Source organism: Vibrio sp. GLN_1, from assembly GCF_043106015.1.
GTDB classification, from domain to species: Bacteria; Pseudomonadota; Gammaproteobacteria; order Enterobacterales; family Vibrionaceae; genus Vibrio; species Vibrio parahaemolyticus.
The window spans coordinates 463942-476791 of the sequence record NZ_JBICMD010000035.1 but is presented as its reverse complement, the minus strand read 5'-3'; the positions used below and the strand labels follow the sequence as shown (position 1 = coordinate 476791).

7 protein-coding genes are annotated in these 12850 nt (G+C 46.2%); 2 read left to right on the top strand and 5 right to left on the bottom strand.

Going from position 1 to position 12850, the window contains the following annotated elements:
- Positions 1-57 precede the first annotated feature (57 nt).
- Complete coding sequence (gene metE, locus ACF8OV_RS17315) at positions 58-2340, bottom strand: 5-methyltetrahydropteroyltriglutamate--homocysteine S-methyltransferase (protein WP_029999961.1); 2283 nt, start codon at positions 2338-2340, stop codon at positions 58-60.
- A 445-nt stretch (positions 2341-2785) separates the two neighbouring features.
- Here metE and metR point away from each other — a divergent pair, with 445 nt between their 5' ends.
- Positions 2786-3697 (top strand): HTH-type transcriptional regulator MetR, encoded by a 912-nt coding sequence (gene metR, locus ACF8OV_RS17310; RefSeq protein ID WP_005481610.1) that lies wholly within the window; start codon positions 2786-2788, stop codon positions 3695-3697.
- Positions 3698-3717: 20 nt separating this feature from the next.
- Here the strand turns inward: metR and ACF8OV_RS17305 are convergent, their stop codons facing one another.
- The 3 genes from ACF8OV_RS17305 to ACF8OV_RS17295 all read right to left on the bottom strand — a co-directional run bounded on the left by ACF8OV_RS17305 (position 3718) and on the right by ACF8OV_RS17295 (position 7599).
- Entirely contained in the window at positions 3718-3918 is a 201-nt protein-coding gene (locus ACF8OV_RS17305; protein WP_005457961.1) for a DUF4250 domain-containing protein, read from the bottom strand.
- Positions 3919-4291: 373 nt separating this feature from the next.
- Entirely contained in the window at positions 4292-4978 is a 687-nt protein-coding gene (locus ACF8OV_RS17300; protein WP_021453098.1) for a hypothetical protein, read from the bottom strand.
- Positions 4979-5142: 164 nt separating this feature from the next.
- Positions 5143-7599: an EAL domain-containing protein gene (locus ACF8OV_RS17295; RefSeq protein WP_317675831.1), complete on the bottom strand. Its 2457-nt coding sequence runs from the start codon at positions 7597-7599 to the stop codon at positions 5143-5145.
- Between the two features lie 432 nt (positions 7600-8031).
- Here ACF8OV_RS17295 and ACF8OV_RS17290 point away from each other — a divergent pair, with 432 nt between their 5' ends.
- Positions 8032-10365, top strand: a complete 2334-nt coding sequence (locus ACF8OV_RS17290; RefSeq protein WP_020840987.1) for a YgiQ family radical SAM protein — start codon at positions 8032-8034, stop codon at positions 10363-10365.
- Positions 10366-10499: 134 nt separating this feature from the next.
- Here the strand turns inward: ACF8OV_RS17290 and ACF8OV_RS17285 are convergent, their stop codons facing one another.
- Positions 10500-12596: a methyl-accepting chemotaxis protein gene (locus tag ACF8OV_RS17285; RefSeq protein WP_023623855.1), complete on the bottom strand. Its 2097-nt coding sequence runs from the start codon at positions 12594-12596 to the stop codon at positions 10500-10502.
- Positions 12597-12850 lie beyond the last annotated feature (254 nt).

The window sequence follows — 12850 nt, the reverse complement described above, 5'->3', positions numbered from 1 at the left end:
GCGGAGACGATGGTCTCCGCTTTTTTATTGGCCACTTTAAATTGGCGACGAGCTACGTTATGCAAGCTCTGCGCGAAGCTTCTTCGCAGCAGACACTAGGTTGGCAAGTGCAGCTTCCGTCTCTGCCCAGTTACGTGTTTTCAAACCACAGTCTGGGTTTACCCACAAACGTTGTACCGGAATCTTTTCTGCCGCTTTCTTGATTAAGCCTTCAATCCACTCTTCCGTCGGAATGTTTGGAGAGTGAATGTCATAAACACCTGGGCCGATTTCGTTCGGGTAATTGAACTCTTCAAACGCTTTAAGCAGTTCCATATTTGAGCGTGACGTTTCAATGGTAATCACATCCGCATCGAGCGCTGCAACAGAATCGATGATTTCATTGAACTCGCTGTAACACATGTGAGTGTGAATCTGAGTTTCTGGTTTTGCACTCGCTGCTGAGATCTTAAATGCATCCACCGCCCATTCTAAATACGCTTTGTGATCGCGCTTTTTCAACGGCAAACCTTCACGAATCGCAGGCTCATCGATTTGAATGATATTGATGCCTGCATCTTGTAAATCAGAAACCTCATCACGCAGTGCTAATGCCAGTTGTTGCGCGATTTCCTGACGTGTGATGTCTTCACGCGGGAACGTCCAACATAGAATCGTCACTGGGCCAGTTAACATGCCTTTCATCTGCTTGCTGGTTAGCGATTGTGCGTACGTCGACCATTCAACCGTAATCGGCTTTTCACGTTCAATGTCAGCAACCACAATGGCTGGTTTCACACAGCGCGAACCATAACTCTGTACCCAACCAAACTTCGTCGTTTGGAAGCCCGCCAAATTCTCCGCGAAGTATTCCACCATGTCGTTACGTTCTGCTTCACCATGCACAAGTACATCTAGGTCGAGCGCTTCTTGGCGTTTTACGGCATCCGCAATGTGTCCTTTAAGTGCCTGGATATAGTCGGACTCAGATAACTGACCAGTACGATAAGCACTGCGCTGAACACGGATTTCACCCGTTTGAGGGAAAGAGCCTATGGTCGTGGTTGGCAGCAAAGGTAAACCCAACACTTCAGCTTGATGCGCAGCACGCTCCGCGTAAGGTGCGCTGCGCTCGGCAAGTGACGCTGTAATACTGTTTAAACGAGCTTGCACTTGGGGCTTATTCACATGTGTTGCCGTTTTACGTGCTTTGATTGGCTGGCTATAGGTATCACAAGCGAGAATCGCATTTTGATCACCGTCGAGTGCTCGGCCAAGCAAAGCGACTTCTGTCACTTTTTGTTTTGCGAATGCAAACCAGCTTTTCACTTCTTCACTTAGCTCTGTTTCCAGTTCCAGATCAACTGGGCTATGTAATAGAGAGCATGAACTCGCCACCCAAAGCTTGTCGCCCAATTTCTCTTTGACTGGCTGTAGACGTTCAAGTTGCGCACTCAAATCCGAGCGCCACACGTTACGACCATTTACAACGCCGGCAGAAAGCACCCAACCTTCTGGTAGTTTGGCAACCACGTCGTCAAGCTGCTGAGGCGCGGCAGACAAATCAACGTGCAAACCGTCCACTGACAGCTCAACAATTTTGTCTAACGTATCGGTGACAGAATCGAAGTACGTCGTTAGCAGCACTTTCACATCGCTACGAATCACTTGGTATGCCAGCTTGAACGCGTCAGCCCACTGTTTTTCTAGCTCAAGCGACAAAATCGGCTCATCAATCTGAACCCACTCAACACCTTGGCTCGCCAGCTTAGCCAAAATAGCTTGGTAAGCCGTAAGCAATCGTGGCAGTAGCGTCAGGCGATCAAACCCTTCTTCTACCTCTTTACCTAAGTAAAGATAACTAACTGGGCCGAGCAATACCGGCTTCACTTTATGCCCAGCGTGGACTGCTTCGTTGATTTCTTCAAACAGTTGCGGCCAGCTCACTTCAAACGTATCGTCCTTGCTGAATTCAGGTACGATGTAGTGGTAGTTTGTGTTGAACCATTTAGTCATATCCGATGCTGCTGCACCCGCACAACCACAACCCGCTTGAGATTGACCACGACCCACTTTGAATAGCGTATCGAGATTAGGAAAACCACCTGCGTGACGTTTTGGCACGTGACCCAATAGCAACGTCGTCGTCAATACATGATCGTACCAAGCGAAGTCGCCAGCGGTAGTAAAACTTAAACCAGCCTCTGTTTGTGTTTGCCAGTTTTTAGCGCGCAGATCTGCACCGACTTTCTTAAGCTCTGTTTGATCGATGTCACCGCGCCAGTATTTTTCCTGAGCGAATTTTAATTCTCGTTTTTCACCGATGCGTGGGTAACCGAGTATGTGCGTTGTTGTAGCCATGTCCCTATTCCTTTTTCAATCTTGTTCAATTTGTTTAGGTCAGAGCATCTTTCTCTAAATTCACAAGATGTCTGGATGGCTAAACTATCTCTCTCCTCTGTCATTTGGACAACGTCCATTTATTCAACTTGTTTATTAAAAAAATTCATCATGGGTCGATTTCATTCGCAAATAAATTACAACAATAGACGTCTAGACGTTTACATATCCATTTTTTGTCGTTAAGTTAGTTATGTCTGTCGCAGTCAATCAATACGTTTTAACAGCAATAAAAAATTGCTTGCGAGTTAAGTGGATTTGTTTGATAAGTGTTTATTCTTAAATCAAAAATTCAAAGTAGCTATTGAGTCTTTCAACAAGACAGAGCATTAAGAAACCATATTGAGCCGTTATTGACTGGGATAGGAATTCGTTCACGGTGAACCACAAAGGATGAAAGGGATTCATGATAGAGCTAAAACATTTGCGAACATTAACTTCGCTTCGAGACACCGGCTCGTTAACAGCTACGGCTACTGCCTTGCACTTAACGCAATCCGCTCTTTCTCACCAAATCAAAGATCTCGAATCTCGTATTGGCGGTCAGTTATTTTTACGCAAAACTCGCCCAGTAAAATTTACCTCTGAGGGTGAAATTCTCTTGCGCCTCGCTGAAGATATTTTGCCAAAGCTGGCAAGAGCAGAAAACGAACTGGCAAGTTTGAAAGAGGACGTCAACGGTCGATTACACATGGCGATCGAATGTCACTCATGCTTCCAATGGCTCATGCCTGCTCTAAGGGAATATCAATTGGCGTGGCCAAGCGTCACGTTGGATTTTTCGTCCGGCTTCGGGTTTGAGCCCCTACCCGCATTGTTGGCTGGCGAGTTAGATCTCGTTATCACGTCGGATATTCAACCTCGTTCTGAGGTACATTATGAACCGTTGTTTGACTTCGAAATGCGCCTAATTACTGCAACCAATCATCCATTAGCGGACAAAGAAATTATCGAACCACAAGATCTTGCCGATCAAACTATGCTCTCTTATCCGGTTCAAAAACAAAGATTGGACGTTGTTAAGCACTTCTTGCAGCCAGCCGGCGTCGAGCCTGCCAGATGGAAGCAAGCGGACAATACCTTAATGCTGGTGCAAATGGTTTCGGCAGGGTTGGGCGTTGCGGCGCTGCCAAACTGGGCGATATCCGAGTTTTCTCGTCAGGGGTTAATCACCAGTAAACCATTTGGCAAAGGTTTGTGGCGTCGTCTGTTCGCAGCAACGCGTAACTCTGAAAAAGATAAGCGTTATCTGCAAGCCTTCTTTGCGACGGCGAGACAACAATGCAAAAGCCATCTTGACGGCATCAAGATGGCTTAGCAACAAGGAATCGATTGAGACTAGCGTTCGTACGCTTTGAATTGATTGGTGAGTGGGTCGTACTGATAACCAAGCATATCAAGTTTGCCCACCACCGACTCAACATCCATTTCGTACACCGAAGCCAACTCGTCAAAACTGTCGCACTCTAAGCGTAGTTTTTCGTTGACGATACCCAACAAAATGATGCTATCCAGATTGCCTACATTGCTTAAATCCATCGCGACACTCCTCTTCGACAACGTATCAAGGTATATACCCAAGTGACTTCAAGATGTAGAGTTCAGAGCGTTGTCACTAATTCAAGTTCAAGGAAAACAACGCTGCGGAATAGCCAGCTATTTCCAAGTTTTTTGACGATGAAATTGCTTTAGTGACACGCTCCCAAAGGGCGAGTTGTCTTGGTTCGCATGCTTTGTTAACAATTTTTGATTTATAACCACTAGATCTTCAAATTGTTGCCTCGCCTTCAAACCAAGTCATTCTCGCTGAACCAAGCATCTCGAGGTTACTTGGGTATATACATACAGCGTAGACAGGATCTGGAGAATTTAAAGTGAGCTCACTCGAGATCGTGAACTCACTATCAGACTGTTAAACAGCCAGAGCAAACAAACCTTGTAGGCTTGTCATGGAAGCAAGAGCAAGCAGCAAAGCAATGCTCAGTTGCACTTTTTCTGGCGCCTTGTGTGTGAAGATATGCCAACACCAAACCACAATGGTAGAGATAAGCAGCGCTAAAGAGATCAAAATCGGCTGCGTTGCGCTCGCAAGCGTAGCTTCATCCAATTGGTACGATGAAAATAAAATCGCAAGCACCAATAACATGCCAGAAACAATACCCGTTACAGGTAAAATACGGTGGAACGCCTGTAGTCGGCTACGGGCAATCGTAAGCAACAATTGAGAGAACGACGCACCTAAGAAGAAGATCATCACAGCCATCGCTGCTGAAGCAGGCCAATTCGGCTGTTCAAACACTTGAATGCTCACGTATGCAAAGGCCAAACCATTCGCCAAATGCAGCGCCCACAATGGGCCCTTTTCACGCGTTTTCTTAGTCTGAACTTGAGAGTAGAAATAGAAAATCGCGAACACCACCATAAACGCTTCAATACGAAGTGATGCCACCGCAAGCCAAAGTACCCCTATCGCAGGCAACATTTTGTGGAGACGACCTCGCTGACCCGGACAAATATCGCCCTTGATCAAAAGCAAAGTCAGCAGCGCTTGTGCGCCAAATAACATTGGAGGGAAAGTAACCAGCAATTGTTGAATCATGTTGAATGCAAGCTCAAAAGTCGTTTTGGGGTGGCGATAATAGCAAATCACCTATCGCCAAACCACCTAAACTCTCCGCCTAACTTGCGATCCAAATTGCATCAAACAGGCTTAATGCTCATGCGTTCAATATTAAGCCTGTGCAGCAATACTTGACCTAGTCATTAGCAAGAAGCCAGATACTGCAAGGCATCATCTTGAGTGAGTAGACCACGATATTCTTCTTTGGCGTCGCACAAGATCCAAGGGAAGCCTATACCAGCTTTGATCAAGTCTCGAATGGCCGCTACTGGCAAACAGGCGTCAACTTGCTCAAATGCGGTGCTCATCACCTGATTGACTGGCCGTTTCCAAAGTCGATGTTCGCGCTCAGTTTCTAAATCTGTCCCCATCGCTGGCGTCATGTGCAAGTTGACTTGCTCTTTGGTGATCAACCCAACGCAGCGGTTTTCATTGATGACCACCAAAGGTGCGCTTGGGCTCAGATTCATGTATTCCACCGCCAAAGACAGCGGTTCACCTGGGTCGAGTCGGCGCACATCGTGATGACATAACGACTGTAACATCGCATCTTGAGTCGGTTTAACCATCACACCATTAAAAAGTGTGTCATGTGCTTGAGCCGTATCGAGTAGTACCACTGGCAACGCCTGAGAAAAGAGGAAGCCCTGCATGTAATCAACACCAATACCAGCCAACACTTCGAGCTCGCGTTGTGACTCGACACCTTCGGCAACCACCTCGACGCTCAGCTTGTGTGCCAAATCGGTAATGGTTTTGACGATGTTATAACTTGTACTGCCCTCATGAATATTCTTGACGAACTTGCGGTCGATTTTTAGTACATCAAATTGCCCTTCTTCCAAATAAGAAAACGAAGAGTAACCCGTACCAAAGTCGTCAATCGCAATTTGAATGCCCTCTTGGCGAATCTGCTCTAACGCAAACGCGTGTTCTTCATCCTGCTCGAAATACGCAGTTTCTGTTAACTCAATAGTCACCAGTTTTGGGTTTACATCGCTGGCTTTAATCAAATCGAGCGATCGCTGGAGAACTTGCAATGAATCCAGCTTGGTATTCAACGAGCGATTAATAGAAAGTCCGATATTTTCGCCATAGATTTTTTGCAAATGTGGCCACTGCTTCAGTGCGGTTTGACAAACAACGTCATACAGCGCAGCGATCAACTCCAGGTCTTCAATGATGGAAATCATCTCTTGCGTGCTGTACTCGCTGTTTTCGTGATAAAAGCGCGCTAATGCCTCAAACTTCACCACATTGCCGGTTCGCGTTTCGATAATTGGCTGAAAATACACATCCACCAGCTCACTTTCAATTTGGGTTTTCAGGAACGTTTCCAAATGCTGACGTTTCACCAACTCGGCGTGAAGTTCACTGTTGTAAAAGTTGAAGTAGCCGTTTTCTCCAGCTTTCGAAGACACCATCGCTTGCGCCGCATGAGCAAGTGCCTGTTTTGGATTATTGGTGTCATACCCAAGGACAGAAACCCCGGTTTGCCCTTCCACAATCGTAGCGTGCATTTTGTTTCCCATTTCACTTCTCAGCTCAGAAAAGAAGCCTTTCATGGCTATTTGAATCAAGCGCAAGGGGCTCAACCACTGACAATGTGGCGTTTGTAAACAGACCACAAAGACGTCTCGCGATAACTGCCCCGCAATGCTGGTGTAGCGACTACGCATGATAAAGTCCGCAAAACCTAGCTGTTGTTCCAACATGCATTTCTGGGCAAAGTTCGGTCTTAGCGTCATCACGATATTGAGGTCTTTGTGACCACTTTCGTTTGCAAGGTTATCCAATTGAAGTTCGAATTCATCTCTGGTTGGCAAAAATGCCGACCAGTCTTGCACTTGCTCACAACGATTTTTCATCCACAAAAGGGAAGCCGAGATATCCGTTGAAAAACCGAGAAAAAGCACACGCCCTGAATTGAATGTGAGGCGATAGATACACAAATGATGCGCTTGGTTGCTGCCATTGGCTGTGCGGCTAAGAAGATTGCCGCTCCAATACCCTTCTTCATCAATGTGTTTCCAAAGCTGATCGTAAAACGCTTGGCTATGGTGAGAAGTGCTGAAGATGTAGGTTTTTAACCCAACGAGATCGCGATTTTGATACCCCATCTGAAGCTCAAAGGCACGATTGCAACCAAGAATACGCGTGTCTTCATCGGCAACGAGTACACCGACGTTTGGCAAATCGAAGATGGTTTCAAGAATCTTCGCCAGCTCTTCACACCCAGTGATGGTCAGCTGAGGAATGATTGTGCCTTGAACAATCCGCTCGTTGAGCTTTTCAAAACTCATGGTGACATGAATGAGCTTGGCGTCATTAGGCATTAAGCAGCAAGAAAAATGCCCTTGCCCACCCATAAATTCGATGTCCGCAATGCGTTGACGACAAGCCTCTTGCTGCCCCATCAACATATATTGAAGTAGCTCATCTAAACTGTTAATCGGACGTTTAAAGCCAAAAGCATTGGCCATGCTTGGTTGGTCGCATTCAAACTCACGAGTATAGATGTCATAAGACCATTCCACGACCTGAGTATGATTGGCTGCGTGCTGCACTTGTCCTTGTGCAATCGTTAGTGATTCGCTCATTTCCTAGCCCCCTTATTTTGGTCGGCCTTTTTGCTCTCCATTCAAAACCCAATGTCACAGTCGATGTTTGAGGAACCTTTAAGTTCTCTGTTATGACTCGAAAGTTAACAGGTTAAGCCTTGCGGTTTTGAATGTTGCTTCGAGCATGCTCGGCACATGCACTTTTAACTATGCACTAATTTGATTATAGGCGAGTTTCAAATAAGCATTTCATTGCTTATCAAATGTATTAAAATTGCGACAAACAAATCTAAGCAGGCTAATAACCATAAGGCTTCAAAGGGGATATCAGATAAAAAATCGTCGATATAACAATGATATTTCTGCAAACCAAATAAAACTCGCTGAACTGGGCTTGAATAGATGAGTTTGTTATAGATACCTGATCATCAAATCGCTATAATTCGCGCTCCCTGGAACAGAGAGCAAAATATGACCAATAACATCACTCCTATTCATGAGTACAAAAAATACTGGGCAGAGTGTTTTGGTACGGCACCTTTCTTGCCGACCAGTCGCAAAGAAATGGATGCCCTAGGATGGGATAGCTGTGACATTATCATCGTAACCGGTGATGCTTACGTAGATCACCCGAGCTTTGGTATGGCTATCATTGGCCGTCTGCTAGAAGCGCAGGGTTTCCGTGTCGGTATCATTGCTCAACCAGAATGGCAAAACAAAGATGCGTTCATGCAGCTTGGTAAGCCAAATCTGTTCTTCGGGATCACTGCGGGTAACATGGACTCCATGATCAACCGTTACACTGCGGATAAAAAACTTCGTCACGATGACGCGTACACACCAAATAACGAAGGTGGCAAACGCCCAGACCGCGCGACTTTGGTTTACTCTCAGCGTTGTCGTGAAGCTTACAAAGAAGTACCTATTGTTTTAGGTGGTATCGAAGCCAGCCTACGCCGTGTTGCGCACTACGATTACTGGTCAGATAAAGTTCGCCGTTCGGTACTATTTGATGCAAAAGCAGACATCCTACTTTTCGGTAACGCAGAACGCGCACTTGTAGAAGTAGCGCATCGCATTGCAAATGGCGAAGACATCAGCACCATGACCAATATTCGAGGTACTGCCGTGAACTTGCCAGCCGCGCCAGAAGGCTACACGGTTATCGATTCTTCTCGCATTGAAAAACCTCGTAAGGAAGCGTTCGTACCAAAGAACCCATACGAAGTAGAAACTCAGTGTGAAACTAAAAAAGATGAGCCAGTTGCACAACCAATCACGATTCGCCCATCACGCCACGATGCTGCGACAACTGCGGTTCGCCTGCCTTCGTTTGAAAAGCTAAGAAACGATCGCATTCTTTATGCTCATGCAAGTCGTGTATTGCATTTAGAAACGAACCCGTACTCAGGCCGAGCGTTACTTCAAAGCCATGGTGATCGTGAACTTTGGGTAAACCAAGCCCCAATCCCATTGACGACCGAAGAGATGGACTTTGTGTTTGGCCTGCCTTACGCGCGTGTTCCTCATCCTATGTACGGCAAAGCAAAAATTCCAGCGTATGACATGATCAAAACGTCTGTGAACATCATGCGTGGTTGTTTTGGTGGCTGTTCTTTCTGTTCAATTACCGAGCATGAAGGTCGAATTATTCAAAACCGCTCGAAAGAATCGATCATCAATGAGATTGAAGAAATTCGCGACAAAGTTCCGGGCTTTACCGGCACAATTTCCGATCTTGGTGGCCCGACTGCAAACATGTACCGCCTAGGTTGTAAAGATCCAAAAGCAGAAGCGAACTGTCGTCGTCCTTCTTGTGTATTCCCGGGCATCTGTAACAAGCTAAATACAGACCACAAACACACCATCGATCTATACCGCGAAGCGCGTAAAGTTGAAGGCGTGAAGAAAGTGATGGTCGCATCTGGCGTACGTTACGACCTTGCGATTGAATCACCAGAATACGTAAAAGAGCTCGTAACTCACCACGTAGGTGGTTACTTGAAGATTGCACCGGAACATACAGAGAAAGGCCCTCTTGATCTGATGATGAAACCGGGCATGGGCACGTACGATCGCTTTAAAGAAATGTTCGAGAAGTACAGTGCTGAAGCAGGCAAAAAGCAGTACTTAATCCCTTACTTTATCTCTGCGCACCCAGGCACAGAAGACGAAGACATGCTGAACCTTGCTCTGTGGCTGAAGAAAAACAACTTCGAGTGTGACCAAGTACAAAACTTCTACCCATCGCCGATGTGTAACGCAACGTCAATGTACTACTCAGAGACTAACCCTCTGAAACGCGTGAAGTACAAACAGCGCGAAGACATTCCAGTCGCGAAAGGTGAACGTCAACGTCGTTTGCATAAAGCACTACTGCGTTACCACGATCCTGCTAACTGGCCATTGATTCGTGAAGCACTGATCAACATGGGCAAGAAGCATTTGATTGGTGACAAACCAACGTGTTTGGTTCCTGCAGAAGATATTGATGCTCAAACTCCAGCGCAACGTCGTAAGTCTGGCCGTCACGGTGCAAACCGCTTTGCAACCAAGCACACCAAAAACCAACCGGGTTTCGGTGGCCACTTGAACAAACGCGCTGAAGGCGGTTCAAAAGATGGTAAACCATCTGGCAACCGTAACGGTTCTGGTAAAGTACAAGGTGGTCAACGCCCTGCTAGCAACGGCCAGCGCCCTAGCGGCAACGGTGCAAACCGCCCAGCAGGTAGCAAGCCGCAAGGCCAAGGTCGTCCACAAGGCCAAGGCAAACCAGCCGGTCAACGTAAGCCAAAACGTCGTTAGTTCATTGGAACTTGAATACTAAAAAGGGCTCCAGAAGTAACTCTGGAGCCCTTTTGTTTTGTTCGATATTTCTCGCCAATCGTTTTGCCAGAAATGAACCGAGTGAGTTGGTTTGAACCTTCTCACTCGCTTGATTAAGACAACTTGAACTTACTCAACTCACCGTGAAGATCACTCGCTTTTGCCGTCAGTTCATTGCTGATCGCTACAGAAGATGACATGGTATCCATCACTTCCATCGCCGTATCATTAATCACAACCACATTACGGTTGATCTCTTCCGACACCGAGCTTTGCTCTTCTGCCGCTGAAGCGATCTGATTATTCATATCATTAATCACTTCAATAGCTTGGTTGATTTCGGCCAATGCCAATTGCGCTGCTTGTGTTTCTTCTTTAGTATCCACCGCTTGTTTCTGGCTTTGCTCCATCAACACGACGATTGATTGCGTTTCTTGCTCCAAACGAGCCAACATTGCACGAATTTCTTCTGTCGAGCCTTGTGTGCGCGTTGCAAGGTTGCGGACTTCATCGGCTACCACAGCAAAACCACGACCCGCTTCACCAGCACGCGCAGCTTCAATCGCAGCGTTCAGCGCCAACAAGTTGGTTTGATCGGCAATGCCACCAATCTCACTCAGAATCCCCTGAATCGCTGTGCTTGAAGCCACCAAATTCTGCGTCTGGTGCTGTGCATCATTCACTTGCGAAGCGAGGTTATCCACCGCGCTTGCAGCATTGTCCATACGCGACATGCCATTCGCACTATTGCTTTGAACTTGGCTTGCCGCCGCTGCTGCTTGTACCGCAGAATTTGCCACTTCTTGTGCGGTTGCGCTCATCTCATTAATCGCCGTTGCTAGCGAGTTGACTTCGTTCACTTGAACGTTCAGTTGATCTCTCGAAGCCGCCGCGCGAGCTTGGCCTTCACTTGCGTTTTTATCAACTTGGTCTGCCGTCGCCATTACGGTTAAAAGCATTTCCTGAATGCGAGCGAGGAAGGTATTAAACCAGTGCGCCAGTTGTGCGGTTTCGTCCTTACCTTTCACCTCAATGCGGTAAGTTAGGTCGCCCTCGCCTTGCGCTGCGTCTTTAAAACGCTCTACTAAGTTAGTTAACACTTTACCCAACGAGGTCGCGATCATCGTCATCGCAACAATACCAATCAGAGCCGCAATAATCCCTGCCCACACTCCCTTTTCAAGAGCTTCTGCACTTTGTTCTTCACTCCATCGCTCGTAGTCATCCACGTTCTTTTTAAGGAAGCTACTGGGAACCGACACCATAACGATCCAAGGCGCATCGCTGGTTTCAATTGCAGTAATCGCATACTCATCCCCACCAAACGTCACAAGGCCTGCGCCTTTTTGTTTCGCAATGGATTGAATACGAGCCCATTGAGACGCCAATTCATGAGAGACTTTCTTGCCCACTTGATCTGCTTGGCTGCTGTTTGCCAGTGTGATGCCTTTCCACGAAGAAATAAGAATACGGCCTTGTCCATCAAACAAGTCGCTCGCGTAATCTTCACTTTGGCTTTGTAACTCGTTCAATGACAAATCAAAACCAAGAGAGCCGATGATCTCGCCACGTAACTTGATTGGTTGGCTGATGGTCGTGATCAGTTCTTGTTTGCCGCGAACCGGATACATGTACGGTTCCATCACGAACGTTTTACCCGTTTCGTAAGGCATCAAGTGCCAATCGTCTTTACGCTCACCATTGTTGTTTAATTCAGTATTGCTAAAGCTATCCATCGCCACAACATCAAAACTGTTGTGCGAATTTGGCGAAAAGAATGGCGCTAAGTAGCCTTCGCTATTAAAGCCAAGGCTTTTGTCTTGAATCGTTGGCTCAACCCACGATGGCTTTTCCCATACCATGTAACCAGCAAACACAGCTTTGTTCTGAGCTTCTAGCGACGCAATAAACTGTTTAACAATAATGTCTGGCGTCGCGGCCGTCTCTGCGCTTAATTCGATAATTGAACGCGCTTGCTTTAGGTTCGCCAACACTGGCTCTAACTGGTTGGAAATATTCAGCCCTTGCTGAATCGCCGTATTGCTCAGGTCGGTCGTGGTGGCTTCGTTCAGTTGAGATTTTACTTTTGTAGTGATTTGTTCATTCACTTGCGTGAACGCATTGGTTGTCATACCCATTGCAATCAATAGAGTGAAGGCCATTGCCCCACCCGCACTGACAGCAATTCGAGTGCGTATACTGTTAAACATGATAGCCTCACAAATTGATTTTTATCTGGCATTAAGCATTGGAAGGATCATGGATTTTAAACAAGTAAAGTTAATGGGAGACTTTCGTTTATGAACAGTTCAAGAACAGAAAATGTAGTTTTATTAATAAAAATAAAATAATGCAGCGTTTCGCTTATGCATGAAACCATTGATTTGATTGAATTATCTCAAAAAAGAGAATCTAAGCGTTTGTATTTAAACGCAATAACCATATCTAAAAAATGGTTTTATAA

Bases quoted from the DNA above. Each gene is read 5' to 3' on its own strand.
- ACF8OV_RS17300 (WP_021453098.1), bottom strand. From the start codon at position 4,978: ATGATTCAACAATTGCTGGTTACTTTCCCTCCAATGTTATTTGGCGCA.
- ACF8OV_RS17290 (WP_020840987.1), top strand. From the start codon at position 8,032: ATGACCAATAACATCACTCCTATTCATGAGTACAAAAAATACTGGGCA.
- metR (WP_005481610.1), top strand. From the start codon at position 2,786: ATGATAGAGCTAAAACATTTGCGAACATTAACTTCGCTTCGAGACACC.
- ACF8OV_RS17305 (WP_005457961.1), bottom strand. From the start codon at position 3,918: ATGGATTTAAGCAATGTAGGCAATCTGGATAGCATCATTTTGTTGGGT.
- ACF8OV_RS17295 (WP_317675831.1), bottom strand. From the start codon at position 7,599: ATGAGCGAATCACTAACGATTGCACAAGGACAAGTGCAGCACGCAGCC.
- ACF8OV_RS17285 (WP_023623855.1), bottom strand. From the start codon at position 12,596: ATGTTTAACAGTATACGCACTCGAATTGCTGTCAGTGCGGGTGGGGCA.
- metE (WP_029999961.1), bottom strand. From the start codon at position 2,340: ATGGCTACAACAACGCACATACTCGGTTACCCACGCATCGGTGAAAAA.